At 71.1% G+C, this 19,866-nt stretch carries 19 protein-coding genes and 1 other RNA gene; 16 read left to right on the top strand and 4 right to left on the bottom strand.

The features are described 5' to 3' along the window. Positions 1–18: 18 nt before the first annotated feature. The 4 genes from petA to RKE50_RS12465 all read left to right on the top strand — a co-directional run bounded on the left by petA (position 19) and on the right by RKE50_RS12465 (position 3,772). Positions 19–612, top strand: a complete 594-nt coding sequence (gene petA / locus RKE50_RS12480) for a ubiquinol-cytochrome c reductase iron-sulfur subunit (RefSeq protein ID WP_350036761.1) — start codon at positions 19–21, stop codon at positions 610–612. Next, positions 612–2,636, top strand: a complete 2,025-nt coding sequence (locus RKE50_RS12475; protein WP_350036760.1) for a ubiquinol-cytochrome c reductase — start codon at positions 612–614, stop codon at positions 2,634–2,636. Before petA ends, RKE50_RS12475 begins: the two co-directional genes overlap by 1 nt. Positions 2,637–2,720: 84 nt before the next feature. Then, positions 2,721–3,353 (top strand): glutathione S-transferase N-terminal domain-containing protein, encoded by a 633-nt coding sequence (locus RKE50_RS12470; protein WP_350036759.1) that lies wholly within the window; start codon positions 2,721–2,723, stop codon positions 3,351–3,353. 11 nt (positions 3,354–3,364) lie between these two features. Beyond that, complete coding sequence (locus RKE50_RS12465) at positions 3,365–3,772, top strand: ClpXP protease specificity-enhancing factor (RefSeq protein WP_350036758.1); 408 nt, start codon at positions 3,365–3,367, stop codon at positions 3,770–3,772. Between the two features lie 26 nt (positions 3,773–3,798). On the opposite strand, the gene RKE50_RS12460 is transcribed toward RKE50_RS12465, so the two are convergent. The 4 genes from RKE50_RS12460 to RKE50_RS12445 all read right to left on the bottom strand — a co-directional run bounded on the left by RKE50_RS12460 (position 3,799) and on the right by RKE50_RS12445 (position 7,177). After that, positions 3,799–4,401, bottom strand: coding sequence for a BON domain-containing protein (locus tag RKE50_RS12460; protein WP_350036757.1), 603 nt, complete (start codon positions 4,399–4,401; stop codon positions 3,799–3,801). Further along, positions 4,398–4,883, bottom strand: coding sequence for an SIS domain-containing protein (locus RKE50_RS12455; protein ID WP_350036756.1), 486 nt, complete (start codon positions 4,881–4,883; stop codon positions 4,398–4,400). The genes RKE50_RS12460 and RKE50_RS12455 overlap by 4 nt, the downstream gene beginning before the upstream one ends. Before the next feature lie 138 nt (positions 4,884–5,021). Beyond that, positions 5,022–5,372: a YraN family protein gene (locus RKE50_RS12450; RefSeq protein ID WP_350036755.1), complete on the bottom strand. Its 351-nt coding sequence runs from the start codon at positions 5,370–5,372 to the stop codon at positions 5,022–5,024. A gap of 35 nt (positions 5,373–5,407) precedes the next feature. Next, positions 5,408–7,177 carry a penicillin-binding protein activator gene (locus RKE50_RS12445; protein WP_350036754.1) on the bottom strand — a complete coding sequence of 590 codons (1,770 nt, stop codon included), beginning with the start codon at positions 7,175–7,177 and terminating at the stop codon, positions 5,408–5,410. A gap of 94 nt (positions 7,178–7,271) precedes the next feature. Between RKE50_RS12445 and rsmI the strand changes: the two genes are divergently transcribed. From rsmI to murG, 12 genes are all read left to right on the top strand, one after another. Further along, positions 7,272–8,105, top strand: coding sequence for a 16S rRNA (cytidine(1402)-2'-O)-methyltransferase (rsmI, locus tag RKE50_RS12440; protein ID WP_350036753.1), 834 nt, complete (start codon positions 7,272–7,274; stop codon positions 8,103–8,105). 73 nt (positions 8,106–8,178) lie between these two features. Then, an RNA gene (gene rnpB / locus RKE50_RS12435) (RNase P RNA component class A) lies at positions 8,179–8,541 on the top strand. 347 nt (positions 8,542–8,888) lie between these two features. Next, positions 8,889–9,344 (top strand): division/cell wall cluster transcriptional repressor MraZ, encoded by a 456-nt coding sequence (gene mraZ, locus RKE50_RS12430; protein WP_350036752.1) that lies wholly within the window; start codon positions 8,889–8,891, stop codon positions 9,342–9,344. Between the two features lie 9 nt (positions 9,345–9,353). After that, positions 9,354–10,271 carry a 16S rRNA (cytosine(1402)-N(4))-methyltransferase RsmH gene (gene rsmH / locus RKE50_RS12425; protein ID WP_350036751.1) on the top strand — a complete coding sequence of 306 codons (918 nt, stop codon included), beginning with the start codon at positions 9,354–9,356 and terminating at the stop codon, positions 10,269–10,271. Beyond that, positions 10,271–10,591, top strand: coding sequence for a cell division protein FtsL (gene ftsL / locus RKE50_RS12420; protein ID WP_350036750.1), 321 nt, complete (start codon positions 10,271–10,273; stop codon positions 10,589–10,591). Before rsmH ends, ftsL begins: the two co-directional genes overlap by 1 nt. Beyond that, positions 10,588–12,318: a peptidoglycan D,D-transpeptidase FtsI family protein gene (locus RKE50_RS12415; RefSeq protein WP_350036749.1), complete on the top strand. Its 1,731-nt coding sequence runs from the start codon at positions 10,588–10,590 to the stop codon at positions 12,316–12,318. Before ftsL ends, RKE50_RS12415 begins: the two co-directional genes overlap by 4 nt. After that, complete coding sequence (locus tag RKE50_RS12410; RefSeq protein WP_350036748.1) at positions 12,315–13,787, top strand: UDP-N-acetylmuramoyl-L-alanyl-D-glutamate--2,6-diaminopimelate ligase; 1,473 nt, start codon at positions 12,315–12,317, stop codon at positions 13,785–13,787. Before RKE50_RS12415 ends, RKE50_RS12410 begins: the two co-directional genes overlap by 4 nt. After that, a complete protein-coding gene (locus RKE50_RS12405; protein WP_350036747.1) occupies positions 13,784–15,160 on the top strand; it encodes a UDP-N-acetylmuramoyl-tripeptide--D-alanyl-D-alanine ligase in 1,377 nt (458 codons plus the stop codon). The genes RKE50_RS12410 and RKE50_RS12405 overlap by 4 nt, the downstream gene beginning before the upstream one ends. Continuing rightward, positions 15,151–16,233, top strand: coding sequence for a phospho-N-acetylmuramoyl-pentapeptide-transferase (gene mraY / locus RKE50_RS12400; RefSeq protein WP_350036746.1), 1,083 nt, complete (start codon positions 15,151–15,153; stop codon positions 16,231–16,233). Before RKE50_RS12405 ends, mraY begins: the two co-directional genes overlap by 10 nt. A gap of 11 nt (positions 16,234–16,244) precedes the next feature. Next, positions 16,245–17,612, top strand: coding sequence for a UDP-N-acetylmuramoyl-L-alanine--D-glutamate ligase (gene murD, locus RKE50_RS12395; protein WP_350036745.1), 1,368 nt, complete (start codon positions 16,245–16,247; stop codon positions 17,610–17,612). Further along, positions 17,609–18,754 (top strand): putative lipid II flippase FtsW, encoded by a 1,146-nt coding sequence (gene ftsW / locus RKE50_RS12390; RefSeq protein WP_350036744.1) that lies wholly within the window; start codon positions 17,609–17,611, stop codon positions 18,752–18,754. Before murD ends, ftsW begins: the two co-directional genes overlap by 4 nt. Beyond that, complete coding sequence (gene murG / locus RKE50_RS12385) at positions 18,751–19,836, top strand: undecaprenyldiphospho-muramoylpentapeptide beta-N-acetylglucosaminyltransferase (RefSeq protein ID WP_350036743.1); 1,086 nt, start codon at positions 18,751–18,753, stop codon at positions 19,834–19,836. Before ftsW ends, murG begins: the two co-directional genes overlap by 4 nt. Positions 19,837–19,866: the final 30 nt, after the last annotated feature.

Genomic DNA, 19,866 nt, shown 5'->3' with positions numbered 1-19,866 from the left:
CAATTCGGGAGACAAGCAATGACCACTGAAGACGTTAACAACGGCCGGCGCCGCTTCCTCACGGTTGCGACCAGTGCCGTCGGTGCGGCCGGCGTTGTCGGCATCGCGGTACCTTTCGTCGGCTCCTGGAACCCGTCGGCGAAAGCCGAGGCGGCGGGCGCGCCGGTGAAGGCGGACCTGACCAAGCTCGAGCCCGGTGCGATGGTCGTCGTCGAGTGGCGCGGCAAGCCGGTCTACGTGGTCCACCGCACGCAGGAGATGCTCGACCTGCTGCCGACGGTGGACGGCTACCTGAAGGATCCGGAATCCGAGATCTCCAAGCAGCCGGCTTACGTCACCGGCATCCAGCGCTCCCTGCGCCCCGAGTACCTCGTGATCGAGGGCCTGTGCACGCACCTGGGCTGTGCGCCGAAATACCGCCCGGAAGTGGGTGCCGCGGACCTCGGCGGCGACAAGTGGGCGGGCGGCTTCTTCTGCCCCTGCCACGGCTCCAAGTTCGATCTCGCCGGCCGCGTCTACAGCGGCGTGCCGGCCTCGACGAATCTCGTTATCCCGCCGCACAACTTTGCGGGCAACATCCTTGAAATCGGCGTTGATGCGGAGGCTGCCTGATGGTCAACATGCTCATAGGACTGCGCGACTGGGTAGATGACCGCCTGCCCATCATGCGGGCGTGGAACACCCACATGGGCCAGTACTACGCGCCGAAGAACTTCAACGTCTGGTACTACTTCGGTGTTCTGTCCCTGGTCGTCCTCGTGAACCAGCTGCTCACGGGCATCTGGCTCACCATGAACTACACCCCGAGTGCGGAAGAGGCCTTCGCGTCCGTCGAGTACATCATGCGCGACGTCGACTACGGCTGGATCCTGCGCTACATGCACTCCACCGGCGCCTCGGCCTTCTTCGTGGTGGTCTACCTGCACATGTTCCGGGCGCTGCTCTACGGCTCCTACAAGAAGCCGCGGGAGCTCATCTGGATCTTCGGCATGCTGATCTTCATCGTGCTCATGGCGGAGGCCTTCGTGGGCTACGTGCTGCCCTGGGGACAGATGTCCTACTGGGGCGCGCAGGTGATCATCTCGCTGTTCGGCGCCATCCCGGTGGTCGGCGAGGACCTAGTCACCTGGATCCGCGGTGACTACCTGATCTCCGGCATCACGCTGAACCGCTTCTTCGCCCTGCACGTGGTGGCGCTGCCCATTGTCCTGCTCGCGCTGGTGGTGCTCCACCTGCTGGCGCTGCACGAGGTCGGCTCCAACAACCCCGACGGGGTCGAGATCAAGAAGAACAAGGGCCCGGACGGCATCCCGCTCGACGGCATCCCCTTCCACCCGTACTACACGGTGCACGACATCCCGGCGATCGGCGTGTTCCTGTTCATCTTCTGCGCGGTGATGTTCTTCATGCCGGAGATGGGCGGTTTCTTCCTCGAGTACGCCAACTTCGAGGAGGCCAACCCGCTGAAGACCCCGGAGCACATCGCCCCGGTGTGGTACTTCACCCCGTTCTACTCGGTGCTGCGGGCCATCCCGGACAAGTTCTGGGGCTTCGTGGCCTTCGCCATCTCCGTGGCGATCCCGTTCCTGCTGCCCTGGCTCGACCGCAGCCCGGTGAAGAGCTGGCGCTACCGCGGCCCGATCAACAAGGCGGCCCTGGTGCTGTTCGTGGCGTCCTTCCTTATTCTCGGTGTGCTCGGTGTGAAGGCGCCGTCGGAGTCGCGCACGGTGCTGACGCAGATCTGCACGGTCATCTACTTCGCCTTCTTCCTGCTCATGCCGGTGTGGTCCAGCATGGACAAGACCAAGCCGGTTCCCGAGCGGGTCACCATGGACGGCGGCATGAACAAGCTCGGTGTGCTCGGCGCCGCCGCGCTCATCGCCGTCCTCACGGTGGTACCGCTCAAGGTCGTCGGCGCGGAGAGCGCCTACGACTGCGGCGCGATCCCCTGCGACGAGTTCGAGGCGGACATGGGCGACAAGGGCTCCCTGCAGCACGGCGCCAAGCTATACATGAACTACTGCATGGGCTGCCACTCGCTGGAGTACGCCCGCTACAACCGCACGGCGAAGGACCTGGGGATCCCCGAGGATATCTTCCTGGATAACCTGGTCTTCGACCCGGAAGTGAAGATCGGCTCGCTCATGGGTAACGCCATGGACAAGGAGCGGGCGAAGACGTGGTTCGGCGCCGCGCCGCCGGACCTCACCCTGGTCTCCCGCGCGCGCCAGCCGGAGTGGCTCTACACCTACCTGAAGAGCTTCTACAAGGACGACTCCCGCCCCTACGGCGTGAACAACCTCGTCTTCGCCAACGTCGGCATGCCGCACGTGCTGCTCGGCCTGCAGGGCATGCAGGAGTGCGCCGCTACCGGCGAAGGCCACGACGTGGACCCGCTCTCCGGCGAGGCCACCCATTCCAACCCCTGCGGCACCCTCGAGGTAACCGAACCCGGTACCATGAGCGAGGAAGAGTTCGACACCGCCATGTACGATCTCACCAATTTCCTCGCCTACACCGCCGAGCCGATGCAGGCCGACCGCAAGCGAATCGGGGTCTACACACTCCTCTTCATTGCGGTATTCTTTGTCTTCGCCTGGTTGCTGAACCGGGAGTACTGGAAGGACGTCCACTGACGCGAAAGCGCCGAAGGTCGTCTCGCCGGTGTCTTCGACACCGGCCAGCGCCCGGGGTACAGTGGCCTCACTAGGGAAAGTGACATGGGCGTAGTAACCAAACGGTCTTCAATGGTTTTTTTCTCCGATCCGACAGACCATTACAGCCACCGGGTTCGCATCGTGCTCGCCGAGAAGGGCGTCACGGTGGACCTCGTCGAGGGCGACGCGGCACACCTGCCGGCGGAACTCGGTGACCTGAACCCCTACAACTCCATGCCCACGCTGGTGGACCGCGACCTCGTCCTGTACGAAAGCCACGTGATGATGGAGTACCTCGACGAGCGTTTCCCGCACCCGCCGCTGCTGCCGGTCTACCCCGTCGCCCGGGCCGAGAGCCGGCTGTTCATGTGGCGCATCGAGAAGGACTGGTGCACGCTCATCGAGTCGATCCAGAACTCCCGCAGCGACAACGTGGTCAAGAAGGCCACAAAGGAGCTGCGCGAGAGCATCCTGGCCATCGCGCCGATCTTTGCCGAGAAGCCCTTCTTCATGAACGACGAGTTCACCCTCGTCGACTGCTGCATCGCGCCGATTCTCTGGCGCCTGCCTTCCCTGGGCGTGGATATCCGCCCGAGCAAGCAGTCCAAGCCCCTGCTGGCCTACATGGATGCGCTGTTCAACCGGGAATCCTTCCAGCAGAGCCTGTCCGAGCAGGAGCGGGAGCTGCGCCTCTGAGCGCCCCGCGCGTGAACTCCAGCCGTCCCTACATCCTCCGCGCCCTCTACGACTGGATCGTCGACAACGACTGCACGCCCCACATCCTCGTGGATGCCATGCAGCCGGGCGTCGAGGTGCCCTCGGAGTACGTGAAGGACGGGCAGATCGTGCTCAACGTGTCGCCGACCGCCGTCATCGACCTGCACCTGTCCAACCACCTCGTCACCTTCAACGGCCGTTTCGGCGGCCGGCCCATGGACGTGGCCTTCCCGGTGACGGCGGTCCTCGGCATCTACGCGCGGGAGAACGGGCAGGGCATGGTGTTCGAGCCGGACGAGCCCCCGGAACCCCCGGAGGGTGGCCCGCCGCCGGCGGACGGCCCGGGCGGCGACGAGCGGCGCTCGGCCGGACGCCCCTCCCTCAAGGTCGTGAAATAAGCCGCATTTCCGCCCCGCGCCGCCGTTCAGCTCGCGTCGATCAGTTCGAAGAGCCGCACCACACGCTGTACGCCCGAGATATCCGCCGCCTTCGCGGCAATGCGGTCGGCCTCCTCGGCGGTGACCATCCCCATGAGATAGACCACCCCGTTCTCCGTCACCACCTTGGTGCGCAGCCCCGGCGTATCGGGCTTGCCGATCAGCCAGCTCTTCACCTTGGTCGTGATCCAGGTGTCGGAGGTACGGGTCATGGCGGAACTGGGGGCCGCCACCTCGAGCTCGTTGTAGATCCGCCGCACCTCGCGCAGTTCGCGTACCACCTCCGTGGCGGTGACCTTCTGTTTCTCGCCGGGCACCTGCCCCGCGACGAGCACGTAGCCGTTGTAGCTCACCACCACGAGGTGGGCGTCGTCGAAGGCCTCGTCGGCCGCGTGCATGTTCACCACGGCTTTGATCTCGATGCTCTCGTCCGCCACCCGCCGGGCGAAGGTTCGCTCGCCGGGTTCCTCCTCGATCGTGTTGGTCTCGGAGGCGACGAGAATCTGGGTACAGCCGGCGACACCGCCGAGGGCGAGGACCAGGGGCAGGCAGAGGACGAGCAGGGTACGACGGTTCCGGTATGCAATCATGAGCCGAACAGGTTCACTTCTATCAGGTGGCAGAGGCACCCCAGGGCCATGGCCTCCAGGGTCAGGAGCTGATCGCGGGGCGCGGCCGGCAGGGCGATGACGATGGGGTCGTCGCCCGCCGGGGGCAGGCCCGGACAGCCCTCATAGGACAGGAGCACGAGCGCCGGGTTCCCGGCAGCGGCCACGCCAAGTGCCCCGGCGAGGGCGCTGCCGTCGCCGCTGTCGAGGGCGAGGAGCAGGTCCCCGGGCCGGGCCAGGGCCCGCGCCTCCCGCCAGGGTGCCGCCGGGTCGCCGGGATCCGACAGCGCGACGGCGGGTAGCGCCGGCCGTTCCGGGCCGGCACCGAGCATCAGGCGGTCTGCGGCGTAGCGGGCGAGGGCGCGATCGGAGCCGGTGCCGGCGCAGAAAACGGTGCCGCCATCGACCAGGCAGTGCGTGGCTGCCTCCGCCGCGGCCTCCAGGGGCCGGGCGATCGTGTCCACGGACAGGGCGGTGTTTTCCAGCAGGGCCTGGAAGTGGCTGGCGATCTCCGTGTACTGGTCCAGGGGCTGTCTCCGCGGTTGGCCGGGCCGGTGCCCTCGCCCGGGCCTCTGCCGTCCGATACGCAGAGGGGCCGGTGCTCAGAAGGCGTTCTCGATCAGGCGGGGCAGAAGCTTACCGGAGCGGGGCCCCGGTTCCCAGACTACCACGTCGAAACGGCAGGGCGGTGTTGCACCGCGCCAGCGGCAGGCGATGAAGTGGGCGGCGGCGCGGCGCAGTTTCGCCTGTTTGCGGGCATCCACGCTGGCCGCCGCGCTGGCGTAGCGCGGGTTGCTGCGCGCCCGTACCTCGACGAAGCGCAGCTGGCCGCCGTCGAGGGCGACGATGTCCAGTTCGCCCGCGCGGCAGCGGTAGTTGCGGGCGAGGATGCGGCTGCCGCGGGCGGTCAGCCAGCGGGCCGTGGCGGCCTCGTAGTCAGCACCGGTGGCCATGGCGGGTCTCCCGGGAAACACCCGCCCGAGTCTAGCTAGTCGGCGCGCAGGCCGCCGCTATCAAATATCGCCAGGGGCAGGCTGCGCTCGATCTCACCGCGCAGGTTGACCGTGAGCCTGCCCGTGGCACCGTGGACCACGAGGGCGCCGCCGGGCTCCAGGGCGCCGTGGCTGAGGGCCAGGCGGTGGGCATCGACCCCGAGGGCCTGCAGGCGACTGAGGCTGGCGCCGCGCAGTTCCGAGGCGGCGACGGCCTCGCGCAGGGTCGGCTGTGCGCCGAGCAGCCAGGGCAGCTCCACGAGCCGGAGGCCGGCGAGGTCCCGGTCTTCATGGCTGACCTCCGCGCTGTTGGCTGCGGAGGTCGCATACACGGGCAGGTCGCCCGCGTAGTGGTAGGCGAGGAGCGGCTTGAGCGACTTCGCGGCGTCCGTCCCCGGGGCGAGCATGAAGACGACATCGATGTCCTCGCGGCGGCGCCCGGCGAGCACCGTGCCCCGGTCGAGGAGCCCGCGCAGGGCGGCGCCCCGGGCGGCGCTGCGGTCGAGGTGCAGGGCCTGCTCAATGGCGTCCGAGTGGGTTTCCCGGCTGGCGAAGGTGGCGGTCGCCGCCAGCGTGCCGCCGCCCCCGGTCCAGGCGGCGCGGAGGGCCGCGGCCACCTTGTCGCCCCAGTCGCCCGCGGGGCGCAGGAGCAGTGCGCGGCGATGGCCGGCGCCGAGCGCGCGCCGGGCGATTTCCCGGGCCTCGTCCTCCGGCGCCAGCGCAAACTGCAGGCCCGCGGCGGGAGCCGGCCCCTCGGCGCGGTTTAGCGCGAGCACGGGGACCGGCAGGGCCGCCTGCCCGAGCACGTCGGCCACCGCGGTCTTGGTCAGCGGGCCCACCACCAGCTCGGCGCCGCCCTCCACCGCGGCCCGGTAGGCGGCCGCGGCGCTGTCGTGGCGTACCGTGTCGATGATGACCAGGTCCGGGCGGTCGGTGCCGCCCGCGTAGTGAGCGGCGAGAAAACCGTCCCGCACCGCGGAGGCGGCCGCTGCCAGGCGCCCGCCCAGGGGCAGGAGCAGGGCGATGCGTCGCGGCGAGGCCCGGTCCGCAGCCGGCAGGGGGATCGCCGCGGCGGGGTGGTCGGGGTAGCGCCGGAGCCAGTCCGCCTCCGCGCGCTCGCCGCGGGCGACCTCGAGCCGCGCCAGCCAGCCGCGCAGCGTGGAGGTGGCGCTGCCGCGCGCCGCGGCGAGCTCGCGCGCGTCGAGGTACTGGAGATCCTGCCACAGAGACCGCGCCAGGAGGTCACGGGCCGGGTCCCCGGCGGGGTAGAGGGGCAGGGCCCGGTCCGCCAGCCGGGCGCTCTCGAGGTGGTCGCCGCGCAGCAGGGCCCCGCGACGCTCGAGGGCGAGGCGCTGCCGGCGCAGGTCCGTCGATGCCGCTGTCCAGGGCGCGGCCGCAAGGGCTTCCTCGAGCCCCGCCAGGTCCCCGCGCAGCTCCGCAATGCGTGCCGCGACCAGCGCCGCGTAGGCCCGGAATTCCGCCGAGGGCTCGGTGTCGGCGGCCGGGGTCGGCAGGGCCAGCTGCGCGTCCATCCAGTCGCCCCGGTCGAGCGCCGCCACGGCGGGCGCGAACAGGTCGGCGAGGGGGCTTTCGTCGCTGGCGGGCAGGGGTGTCAGCGGGGTTTCGACGCCGGGCTGCGGCAGCGGCGCGGCGCTGTCCGGGGGCACGGCCGGCGGCTGGGTTCCGCACGCGGCCAGCGCGAGAACGGGGACCAGGCAGGCGGCGCGGGCGAGCCGTCGGGCTGCGGGGGGGATGTCTGGCCTCATGCTATGCTTCGCTCCGCCGGCGCTGCGGGAAACCGCCCCGGAAAACTACTATTAACCACTGGTATGCCGGGCATTATAAGGAACACGGTGGCACATGGAATCGGGCCTGTACATCGTCGCCACGCCCATCGGCAATCTCGGCGACCTGAGCCCCCGGGCCCTGGCCGTGCTCGGCGGGGCGGACCTGGTCGCGGCGGAGGATACCCGCCATACGCGTCGCCTGTTCGCCCACCACGGCATCGACAGCCGCCTGACCGCCTACCACGAGCACAGTGACGCCGCGGCCGCGGAGCGGCTCTGCGATCGCGTCGCCGCCGGCGAGGCCGTCGCCCTCGTCTCCGATGCGGGCACGCCCCTGGTCTCGGACCCGGGCTACCGCCTGGTGCGCCTCGCCCAGGACCGCGGCCTGCCGGTGGTCCCGGTCCCCGGACCCTGCGCGGCGGTCACCGCCCTCAGCGCCGCCGGCCTGCCCAGCGATCGCTTTCGCTTCGAGGGCTTCCTGCCGGCGAAGGCCGGCCCCCGGGCCGCGCGCCTCGCGGCGCTCGCGGACGAGCGCGCGACGCTGGTGTTCTACGAGGCGCCGCACCGCGTGCTCGAAACCCTGGAGGCGCTCGTCGATGCCTTCGGCGCCGGGCGCGAGGCGGTCCTGGCGCGGGAACTCAGCAAGGCCTTCGAGACTATCCGGCGGGCGCCGCTCGGCGCCCTGCGCGATTTCGTGGCGGGCGACGCGGACCAGCGCCGCGGCGAGATCGTGCTTCTCATCGCCGGCAGCGACGCGGCCGAACCGCAGATCGACGCGGCCCTGGGCCAGCTCGCTCTCGAGCTCGCCCGGGACCTGCCGGCGAAGCGGGTGGCGGCGCTCCTGTCCGGGTACAGCGGCGTGCGCAAGAACCAGCTCTACCGCTGGCTGCTCGAGCAGGGGGACTGACCGGGCAGGGCGGTGATTCCACCGGTGTCCAACAGTGCTTGCGCGGCCCCGGGGCGAGGCGTAGGCTTGCCGCCGAGTCGGTCGGGCGATCGCTGCCCGGGTGCCGGTCATGGCATCCGGGGGGAGGAAAGTCCGGGCTCCACAGGGCAGGGTGCCAGGTAACGCCTGGGGGGCGTGAGCCCACGGAAAGTGCAACAGAAAGGACACCGCCTCGCACCTCGTGTGCGCGGTAAGGGTGAAAAGGTGCGGTAAGAGCGCACCGCGCGCCTGGCAACAGGCGTGGCGATGGTAAACCCCACCTGGAGCAAGACCAAATAGGAATCCGTACGCTGCGGCCCGCAGTGGATTCGGGTAGGTCGCTAGAGGCAGGCGGCGACGCCTGTCATAGATGAATGATCGTCCTCGACAGAACCCGGCTTACAGACCGACTCTTTTTTCTCCTTCCCACTGTTTTCCAGCCACGCCCATCGCCCGCCGTGACGCAGATAGACTTTGTTGCACTAAAAAAGCCCTCACTTAAGCGAAAACAGCCTCAAAGTTAAAGTAGATACTCAGGAACGTGATTTAGCGGGCTGTTTTTCCGTTTTATTTCCCTTCCTCCGCTTGCCAGAAAAGCCACCTTGCACTGCCGTTTCCGGCGCTAATTTACTGAAATTCAAGCAGTTTTCGCGGCGCGAATGCCTTGACAGGGCGATTTCGCGGCACCTATAGTGTCGAGAAGTGGTGATAAGTGGGTAATGTTGGTGTTTTGTGGGAAAAACACCAGCTTGGTGGGAGACCGCGGTGTTCCGAGGGGTACAGCACATCAGCATGGATGCGAAGGGTCGGCTTGCCGTCCCGGCGCGCCAGCGCGAGTCGCTGCACGAGACCTGTGAAGGCCGCGTCGTCGTCACCATCGATACCCAGGCTACCTGCCTCGTCATCTATCCGCTGCCGGAGTGGGAGCGCTTCGAGCGGGAAGTCCAGGCCCTGCCCGCCATGAAACCCGCCATCCGCCGCTTCCAGCGCCTCACCCTCGGTTATGCCTCCGACCTGGAGCTCGATGCCAATGGTCGCATGCTGCTGCCGCAGTCGCTTCGCGAGTACGCGCAGATGGACAAGAAGCTGGTGGTGGTGGGGCAGGGCAACAAGCTCGAGCTCTGGGCCGAGGACCTGTGGCTGGCGGAGCGCGACAAGGCCCTGATGGAATCCGGCGGCGACGGCGAGCTGCCGGAAGAACTCATGTCACTGACGCTGTAGGTGGCGCCCATGCACGAAACGGTCCTGTTGCGGGAGGCGGTGGAAGCACTGGTGACCGCGCGCGACGGCGTCTACGTGGACGGCACCTTCGGTCGCGGCGGACACAGCCGGGCGATCCTCGAGCGGCTGGACCCGGCGGGCCGACTGCTCGCCGTGGACAAGGACCCGGCCGCCGCCGCGGCGGCCGACGAGCTCGCGGCCGCCGACCGCCGCTTCAGCTTCTTCCAGGGTTCCTTCGCCGCGCTGCCCGCGGTGCTCGCCGCCCGCGGGGAGGACGGTGTCGACGGCATTCTGCTCGATCTCGGCGTTTCCAGCCCGCAGCTCGACGAGCCGGGCCGCGGCTTCAGCTTCCGCGAGGACGGGCCGCTGGACATGCGCATGGATACCACCCGCGGCGCCACCGCCGCCGACTGGCTCGCCGAGGCGCCCGAGGCGGAGATCGCCAGGGTGCTCAAGGAGCTCGGCGAGGAGCGCTTCGCCCGCCGCATCGCGGGCGCCCTCGTTCGCGCCCGCGCCGAGGCGCCGATCGACACCACGGGTCGCCTGGCGAAGATCGTCAGCGAGGCCAACCCGCGCTGGGAAAAGCACAAGCACCCGGCGACGCGCTCCTTCCAGGCCATCCGTATCTGGATCAACGGTGAGCTCGAGGACCTGCGCGCCCTCCTGGGCAGCGCCCTCGAGCTGCTGCGGGTCGGGGGCCGGCTGGTGATCATCAGCTTCCACTCCCTCGAGGACCGCATGGTCAAGCGCTTCATGCGCGACCTCGCCCGGGGCGAGAGCCTGCCGCGGGGCGTGCCGGTGCGCGACAGCGATCAGGTGCGTCCGCTGCGCATCGTCGGCAAGGCGGTGCGGGCCAGCGAGGCGGAGGTGGCCGCCAACCCCCGGGCGCGCAGCGCCATTATGCGGACCGCGGAGCGACTCGCCTGATGACTGCAACGCGCCGACAGGCCAGCCGGGCAGCGTCCGCGGCGGCCGCGCCCCCCCGTGGCTGGCGGCTCGCGCTGGCGCTGCTGGTCCTCGCCCTGGGCTCCAGCTTCAGCGTGGTCTACGCCACCCACGAGTGCCGCCAGCTCTACGCCCGGCTGCAGGACCTCGAGGCCACGCGCTGGTTCCTCGACGAGGAGTACAGCCGGCTGCTGCTGGAGCAGAGCACCTGGGCGTCGCCCCACCGCGTCGAGCAGGTGGCCGAGCGCGACATGGCCATGGCGCCGCCGGCGCTCGACCGGCTGCGGGTGCTGGAACGATGAGCCGCCGGCCCGTCCCTGCCCCCGCCGTGACGCCCTGGCGCCTGTATCTCCTGTCCGGGTTGCTGCTGGCGATGTTTGCGGCGCTCCTCGGCCGTGTCATCTACCTGCAGGTGCTGGAGGTCGATGGCGGCCGCGCCTTCCTGCAGAGCCAGGGCGCTGCGCGCGCCGTGCGCACGGCGGAGATTCCCGCCTACCGCGGCCTCATCACCGACCGCCGCGGCGAGCCGCTGGCGGTGAGCACGCCGGTCATCTCCCTGTTCGCCGACCCGGCGGTGCTGGCCGGGGTCGAGGACCTCGGCCCCCTCGCCGCAGCCCTGGACATGCCGCGGGAAGAGCTGGCAGAGCGGCTGGCGCGCTACGCCGGCAAGCGCTTCATGTACCTGCGCCGGCACGAGGTGCCCGCCGAGGCGCGGCGCATTCTCGCGCTGCGTTTCCCGGGGGTGCGCGGTGCGCGGGAGTACCGGCGCTTCTACCCGGCGGGGGAAGTCGCGGCGCAGCTGCTGGGCTTCACCAATACCGACGGCAAGGGCATCGCCGGCCTCGAACTGGCCTATGACGACTGGCTGCGCGGTGCCCCCGGCAAGAAGCAGTACATCAAGGACATGAAGGGCGAGGCGATCCGCGACATCGGCGTGATCGAGGAGGCCCGCCCGGGACGCAACCTGCAGCTGGCCATCGACCTCCGCCTGCAGTACCTGCAGCACGCCGAGCTGCAGCGCGCCATCGCCCTGACCGGTGCCCGGGCCGGCAGCATCGTCACGCTCGATGCGCACACGGGCGAGGTGCTGGCCATGGTCAACCACCCCGTCTACAACCCGAACAACCGCGAGGGGCTCGTGCCCGGCAGCACCCGCAACCGCGCCATGACCGACGTGTTCGAGCCCGGCTCCACCATGAAGCCGCTGACCCTCGTGGCGGCCCTCGAGAGCGGACTTTACTCCGTCGACACCGTGGTCGATACCTCGCCGGGACGCATCCGCGTCGGTCGCAAGGTACTGCCGGACCCGCGCGATTACGGCGAGCTGACTCTCGCGCGCATCATCGCCAAGTCCAGCCAGGTGGGCATCACCAAGGTCGCCCTCGAGCTCGGCCGCGAGCCGATCTGGGACGTCTTCCAGCGTTTCGGCCTCGGTCAGCCGCTGGGCACCGGCTTCCCCGGCGAGAGCGCGGGGCTGCTGCCCAACCGTTCGCGCTGGCGGCAGATCGAGGAGGTGACCCTGGCCTTCGGCTATGGCCTCACCGCCTCGCCGCTGCAGCTGGCCCGGGCCTACAGCGTGTTCGCGAGCGGCGGCATCCTGCCGCAGGTCTCCCTGCTGCGCCGGGACCCCGGCGAGTTCACTGGCGAGCGCGTACTGCAGCCGAGCATCGCCGCCGAAGTGCGCGAGGTCCTGCACGGGGTCACCGCGGACGATGCGACCGGCCACCTCGCCCGCGTCGACGGCTACGCCGTCGGCGGCAAGACGGGCACGGTGCACAAGGTCGGCGCCAGCGGCTACCTCGACAGCCAGTACGTGGCCCTGTTCGCGGGCATGGCCCCGGTCGAGGATCCGCGCTTCGTGACCGTGGTCGTCCTCGACCGGCCGCAGGGCGACCGCTACGGCGGCGGCGCGGCGGCGGCCCCGGTTTTCGCCCGCGTCGCCCGCGGTGCCCTGCGCCTGCTGAACGTGCCACCGGGCGACATCGTGCCCGCCGGAGAAGCGCTGGCGATGTCGGGAGGCGGCGAGTGAACGCGGCCGTGCAACGCGCCAGGGCCCTGGGTGAACTGCTGCCCTGGCCCGCTGCGCCGGCGCTGACGGTCACCGGCGTGAGCTGCGACAGCCGCACGGTGCGCCCCGGTGACCTGTTCCTGGCCTGCCGCGGCCGCGAGCACGACGGCCGCGCTTTCATTCCTGCCGCAGTCCGTGCGGGCGCGGTGGCGGTGGTGGCCGACGCGGGCGTGGCCGAGGCCGACCGCCCGGCCGCTGTGCCGCTGCTCGAGGTGGAGGGCCTGGCCGCTCAGCTGGGCCCCATCGCCAGCCGCTTCTTCGACGATCCGAGCAGCGACCTGGCGGTGGTGGGCGTGACCGGCACGAACGGCAAGACCACGGTCAGCCAGCTCGTGGGCCAGCTGCTGCGCGCGCTCGACCGCCCCTGCGGCGTCATCGGCACCCTCGGCGCCTCGCTCGACGGCGACGCCCGCGCCGCCACTCACACCACGCCCGACGCCGTGGCCCTGCAGGCGCAGCTCGCCGCCTGGCGGGACCAGGGCGTGGGCCACGCCGCGCTGGAGGTCTCCTCCCACGCCCTCGACCAGGGCCGGGTGAACGGCCTGCACGTGGCCACGGCCATCTTCACCAACCTGTCGCGAGATCACCTCGATTACCACGGCACCATGCGGGCCTACGGCGAGGCCAAGCTCCGGCTGTTCCGCCAGCCGGGCCTGCGCCACGCGGTCATCAACCTCGACGATCCCTTCGGCGCCCGCGTCCGCGAGGCGCTCGCCGACGGTGCGGCGGCCGTCACCGTCAGCACCCGCCGCGGCCGTGGCGCGGACGTGACCGTCGACGGGGCGACGCTGGGCCCGGATGGTGTGGGCGGCACGCTGCTCACCCCCTGGGGCCGGGGCGCCTTCCGGGCGCCGCTCGTGGGCGACTACAACCTCGCCAACGTGGTCGCCGCGGCGGCCGCCGCGCTCACCCTCGGCTTCGAGCTCGAGCCGGTGCTGGCGGCCCTGGCCAGCCTGCGGACCGTGCCCGGCCGCCTCGAGGCCGTGCCCAACGACCGCAGCCTGCAGGTGGTGGTGGACTACGCGCATACGCCGGACGCGCTCGAGAAAGTCCTGCTCGCGCTGAAGGAACAGACCGCCGGCCGCCTGCTGGTGGTCTTCGGCTGCGGCGGCGACCGGGACGCGGGCAAGCGCGCACCGATGGGTGCGGTGGCCTGCGCCTTTGCCGATGCCGTTTTCCTGACCAGCGACAACCCGCGCACCGAGAACCCGCAGCACATCCTCGACGACATCGCCGCCGGCTGCAGCGGTGCTTGCCACCTCGAGGTGGACCGGGCCGTGGCCATCGCGGCCGCCATCGAGGCCGCCCGCCCCGGCGACTGCGTGCTCATCGCTGGCAAGGGTCACGAGGACTACCAGGTCATCGGCCGCGAGCGGGTGCCGTTCTCGGACATCGACGCGGCCCGCCGGGCCCTGGAGGGAACGCCATGATGCGCCCCTTCACCCTGGCCGAACTAGCCACGCTGCTGGACGGGCGCCTGCCCGGGGCCGATGCGACGGTCACCGGCGCTGCCATCGACAGCCGCGCGGTGGCGGCCGGCGATCTCTTCGCCGCGCTGCCGGGCAGCCGCGTCGACGGCCACGGCTTCCTCGCCGCGGCCCGGGAGGCCGGTGCCGCCGCGGCGCTGGTCAGCCGGCCCGTGGACGACCCGCTGCCTCAGCTGCTGGTGGACGACGTGGCCCGGGCGCTGGGGCGCTTCGCGCGCGCCAACCGCGACCTGTACCCGGGGCCGCTGGTCGGCATCACCGGCAGCTGCGGCAAGACCACGGTCAAGGGCATGCTCGCGGCGGTGCTCGGTGAGCACGGGCCCACGCTGGCCACGGAAGGCAACCTCAACAACGAGCTCGGCGTGCCGCTGTCACTGCTGCGCCTGGCGCCTGCGCACGCGTTCGCCGTGATCGAGCTCGGTGCCCGCGGCATCGGCCATATCGCCTATCTCTGCGAGCTCGCGCGGCCGAAGGTGAGCGTGCTGCTGAACGCCATGGAGGCGCACCTCGAGTTCTTCGGCAGCGTCGACGGCGTGGCCGAGGGCAAGGGCGAGATCTTCGACGGGCTGCCGGCCGACGGTTTCGCGGTGGTGAACGCCGACCAGCCCTGGCGGGAGGCCTGGGTCGCCCGCGCCGCGCGTACCGCCGCCACGGTGCTGACCTTCGGTATGGCGGACGATGCGCAGTTCCGCGCCAGCGCCGTCGCCCTCCGCGGCGAGGCCGGCAGTGCCTTTACCCTGCACACGCCGGCCGGGGAGGCCGCCGTGGAGCTGGCCCTGCCCGGTGGCCACAATGTCGCCAACGCCCTGGCCGCCGCGGCCGTGGCCCATGCCTGTGGTCTCGAGCCCGCGGCGATCGCCGCGGGCCTGTCCCGGGCCGCTGCCGTCGAGGGCCGCCTCCGGCGCTACGAGGGGCGCGGCGGCCTGACCGTCATCGACGATTGCTACAACGCGAGCCCCGGTTCCGTGCGCGCCGCCATCGACCTGCTCGCCGGCTGCAGCGGGCCCACGGTGATCGCCCTCGGCGCCATGCTCGAACTCGGCGACGCCGCCGACGGCTTCCATGCCGAGATGGGCCGGCGGGCGCGGGAGCGGGGCATCGACGTCTTCGTCGGTGTCGGCGACGCGGTGCGGCCGGCCTTGGAGGCCTTCGGCCCCGGCGGCCACTGGTATGCAACCCGGGAGCAGGCGGCGGCCGCGGCCGACGACTGGTCCGCGGCGGCGGCCACGGTACTGGTCAAGGGTTCCCGCGGTGCGGGCATGGAGCGGGTCCTGCAGGCGCTCCTGCCGGACGCCGGGGAGGCCGCATGCTCCTGATCCTCGCCGACTACCTGAGCCGCTTCGAGTCCGCCTTCTCGGTGTTCCAGTACCTGACGCTGCGCGGCATTCTCGCCGCGGGCACGGCGCTGGTCATTTCCCTGCTGGTGGGGCCGGCGATGATCCGGCGCCTGAACCAGTACCAGATCGGCCAGTCCGTGCGCACGGACGGCCCGGAAACGCACCTCGGCAAGTCCGGCACGCCGACCATGGGCGGGGCCCTGATCCTGGTCGCCATCGCCATCAGCACGCTGCTCTGGGCGGACCTCACCAACCCCTACGTCTGGATCGCCCTCCTGGTCACCGGTGCCTTCGGCGCCGTGGGCTGGGTCGACGACTACCGCAAGGTGGTCGAGCGCGATTCCCGCGGACTGCCCGCGCGCTGGAAATACCTGTGGCAATCCCTCGCGGGCCTCGCCGCGGCCGTCTACCTCTACACCGCCTTCGACACGCCGGTGACCACGCAGTTGTACGTGCCCTTCCTCAAGGACGTGGTGCTCGAACTCGGGCCCGTGTTCCTGGTGCTCACCTATTTCGTGATCGTCGGCGCCTCGAACGCGGTCAACCTCACCGATGGCCTGGACGGCCTGGCCATCCTGCCCACCGTGCTCGTGGGCACGGCCCTGGGCCTCATCGCCTACCTCACCGGTCACGTCGACTTCGCCGACTACCTGCACATTCCCTACGTCGCCGGCAGCGGCGAACTGTCGGTGTTCTGCGGGGCCATTGCCGGCGCCGGGCTCGGCTTCCTCTGGTTCAACACCTACCCGGCGCAGGTCTTCATGGGCGACGTGGGTGCCCTGGCCCTGGGCGCGGCCCTCGGCGTGGTGGCCGTAGTCACCCGCCACGAGATCGTGTTTTTCATCATGGGCGGGATCTTCGTTCTCGAGACCGTGTCCGTGATCCTGCAGGTGGCCTCCTTCAAGCTCACCGGCAAACGCCTGTTCCGCATGGCGCCGATCCACCACCACTACGAGCTGAAGGGCTGGCCGGAACCGCGGGTCATCGTGCGCTTCTGGATCATCACGGTGATGCTGGTGCTGTTCGGCCTGGCAACGCTGAAGCTGCGGTGATGGGGGCGCTTATGGCCAGTGAACTCATCGCCAGCAACCGCTACCGCGCCGTGGTCGGCCTCGGCGCCAGCGGGTTGTCCGTGGCCCGCTTCCTGCACCGCCGCGGCGAGCCCTTCGTGGTGCTCGACACGCGGCCCGAGCCCCCGGGCCTGGAAGCGCTGCGCGCGGAGATGCCCGAGGTGAGCGTGTTCACCGGCGAGCTGCCGCAGGGCGTGCTCGACGGCGCCAGCGAGCTCGTCGTCAGCCCGGGGCTCGCGCCGGACCTCGAGCCGCTCGCCCGCGCCACCGCAGAGGGCGTCGCCCTCTGCGGCGATATCGACCTCTTCGTCGACGCCGCCACCGCGCCCGTGGTCGGCATCACGGGCACCAACGCCAAGTCCACGGTAACGGAACTGGTGGGCGCCATGGCGCGGGCCGCCGGTCGCCGCACCGGCGTGGGCGGCAACCTGGGCACCCCGGCGCTGGATCTCCTCGACGACGCGACCGAGCTCTACGTGCTCGAACTCTCCAGCTTCCAGCTCGAGCGCAGCCACTCCCTCGGCCTCGCCGTGGCGGCGGTGCTCAACCTGACGCCCGATCACCTGGACCGGCACGGCAGCATGCCGCGCTACCACCAGGCCAAGCACCGGATTTTCCACGGCTGCCAGCATGCGGTGATCCACGGCGACGACCCGCTGACCATCCCGCCCCAGCGCCCGGACCTCGCCATTACCAGCTGGCGCCTCCGCGAGCCGGAGCTGCACGGCTTCGGCCTGCGCCGGGAAAACGGCGAGGAGTACCTCGCCCACGGCTTCGACAACCTGCTGCCGGTCGCGGCGCTGCCCATGCCCGGGCGGCACAACGTGGCCAATGCGCTGGCGGCCCTTGCCCTCGGCCACGCCGCGGGCCTGCCGCGGGAAGCCATGATCGAGGCGCTGCGCGGCTTCCGCGGTCTGCCGCATCGCTGTGAGGTGGTGGCCGACGCACGTGGCGTGCGCTGGATCAACGACTCCAAGGCGACCAATGTCTCCGCCACCGCCGCTGCCCTCGAGGGCCTGGGCGGCGAAGGCAGGGGTGACGGGCTGCTGCTCATCGCCGGCGGCCGCGGCAAGGGCGATGACTTCCGGGGCCTGGTGAAGCCGGTGGCGGCGCACTGCCGGGCCGTGTTCGCCATCGGCGAGACCCGCGACGCCCTCGCCGCGGCGCTGGGCGACGCGGTGCCGGTCACCTGCTGCGAGGATCTCGCCGCCGCCGTCGCCGCCGCGGCCGCCGAGGCCCGGCCCGGCGACACGGTGCTGCTCTCGCCGGCGTGCGCTAGCTTCGACCAGTTCCCCAACTACCAGGTCCGCGGCGAATGCTTCGCCGCGCTGGCCCGCGAGAGCGCCGGGGGTGCGCGGTGAACCGGGCGGGGCTCTACGTCGGCGCCGACCCGGTGCTCGCGGGCCTGGGCCTCGCGCTGGTGCTGGTCGGGCTGGTCGCCATCACCTCCGCGTCCATCGGTTACGCCGAGGCGCAGTTCGGCAACCCCTGGCACCACGCCGAGCGCCACGGCATCTACATCGTCGCCGCGCTCGTGCTGGCCCTGGTGGTGTATCGCGTGCCGCCCCGGTTCTGGTACGACAGCGCCTGGCTCTGGCTGCTGCTCAGCCTGGCGCTGCTGGCCCTGGTGCTGGTGCCGGGCGTCGGCAAGTCCGTGAACGGCAGCCAGCGCTGGCTGCCGCTGGGGCCGCTGACGTTGCAGCCCTCCGAGCTGGTAAAAGGGGCGAGCGTGCTGTTCCTCGCCGGCTACCTCGTGCGCCAGCAGGCGGCGGTGCGCAGCACCTGGCAGGGCTTCCTGCGGCCGATGCTGGTGCTCGGCGTGATCGCGCTGCTGCTGCTCTTCGAGCCGGATTTCGGGGCGACGGTCATCGTCATGGGCACTGCCTTCGGCATGCTCTTTCTCGCCGGCATGAAGCTGCTCCACTTCTTCATCGTCATCGGCCTGTCGCTGTTCGGCCTCGCGGCGCTGATTCTCTCCGCACCCTACCGCCTGCAGCGGCTGACGGCCTACACGGACCCCTGGGCGGACCCCTACGACACCGGCTTCCAGCTCATCCAGTCGCTGATCGCCTTCGGCCGCGGCGAATGGCTCGGGGTAGGCCTCGGCAACAGCGTGCAGAAGCTGTTCTACCTGCCCGAGGCCCACACCGACTTCGTGTTCTCCATCTGGGCCGAGGAGACCGGCTTCGTCGGAGCGGCGCTGCTCATCGGCCTGGTACTGGCGCTCATCCTGCGCATCGGCTTCGTGGGCCGCGCGGCGGCCCGCGCCGGCGAGGACTTTGCCGCCTATGTCTGCTTCGGCGTGGCGCTGATTTTCGCCGGGCAGGCCTTCATCAACATGGGGGCGAGCTCAGGGCTGTTGCCCACCAAGGGCCTGACCCTGCCCTTCGTGAGTTACGGCGGCACGGCGCTGGTGGCCAGCTGCTGCCTGCTGGCGATCGTGTTGCGTATCGAGCACGACCTGCGCTCCGGCGCCGGCGCGCGTGCGGGAGGTGCGCGATGAGCGCGGCACCGCTGGTCATGATGCTCGCGGGCGGCACCGGCGGCCACGTGTACCCGGCGCTCGCCGTTGCCGAGGAACTGCGCGAGCGCGGTTACCGGGTGGAGTGGGTCGGGACCCGCCGCGGTCTCGAGGCGCGGGTGGTCCCCGCGGCCGGCATCGCGCTGCACTGCCTCGCCGTGCGCGGCCTGCGCGGCAAGAGCCCCCTGGACACGCTGCGCGGCGTGTTAGCCCTTTTCGTCGCCTGCGGGCAGGCGCTGGCGCTGCTGGTCCGGCGCTGGCCGCGCTGCCTGGTGGGCATGGGCGGCTATGCCTCCGGGCCGGCGGCGGTGGTCGGCTGGCTCCTGCGCCGGCCGCTGGTACTGCACGAGCAGAACGCCGTGGCGGGTACCACGAACCGGCTGCTCGCGCCGCTGGCGAAAGCGCGGGTCTGCGGCTTTCCGGGCGCTTTCCCGGGGCGCAGCGACTGCGAGGTCACGGGCAACCCGGTGCGCGCCGAGCTCGTCGCCCGCGCCGCGCAGGCGCCCTGGGACTACCGCGGCGACCGTCCGCTGCGCCTGCTCGTGCTCGGCGGCAGCCTCGGCGCGCAGGCGCTGAATGAACTCTTCCCGGCGACCCTCGAGCGGCTCGCCGAGGCCGGCGTCGCCGTGACGCTCTGGCACCAGTGCGGCCCGGCCCACGAGCAGACCATGGCCGCTCGCTACGCGCCCCTGGGCGAGGCCGCGCCGCGCTGCGCGCCCTATATCGAGGACATGGCCGGCGCCTACGCCTGGGCCGACCTGGTGCTCTGCCGCGCGGGCGCGCTCACGGTGGCCGAACTCGCCGTCATGGGCCGGCCGGCGCTGCTGGTGCCGCTGCCGGGCGCCATCGACAACCACCAGTACCACAACGCGCGCTTCCTGGCGGACCAGGGTGCGGCGCGCCTCTGCCCCCAGGACACCCTGACCCCCGGGGCCATCGCCCGCAGCATCGGCGAGCTGGCCGGGGATGCGCCGCGGCTGGCGGCCATGGCCGCGGCCGCCCGCGGCTGCGCCCGGCCCGACGCGGCGGCCGCGGTGGCCGACCGCTGCGAGCCCCTGCTGTGATCGCCGCGCAGGAAGCCTACGCCGTGCCGG

It is taken from the genome of Pseudohaliea sp. (genome assembly GCF_040217025.1).
Taxonomy (GTDB): domain Bacteria; phylum Pseudomonadota; class Gammaproteobacteria; order Pseudomonadales; family Halieaceae; genus Pseudohaliea.
The sequence above is the reverse complement of the archived record's forward strand: the minus strand, read 5'-3'. Positions and strand labels throughout refer to the sequence as shown.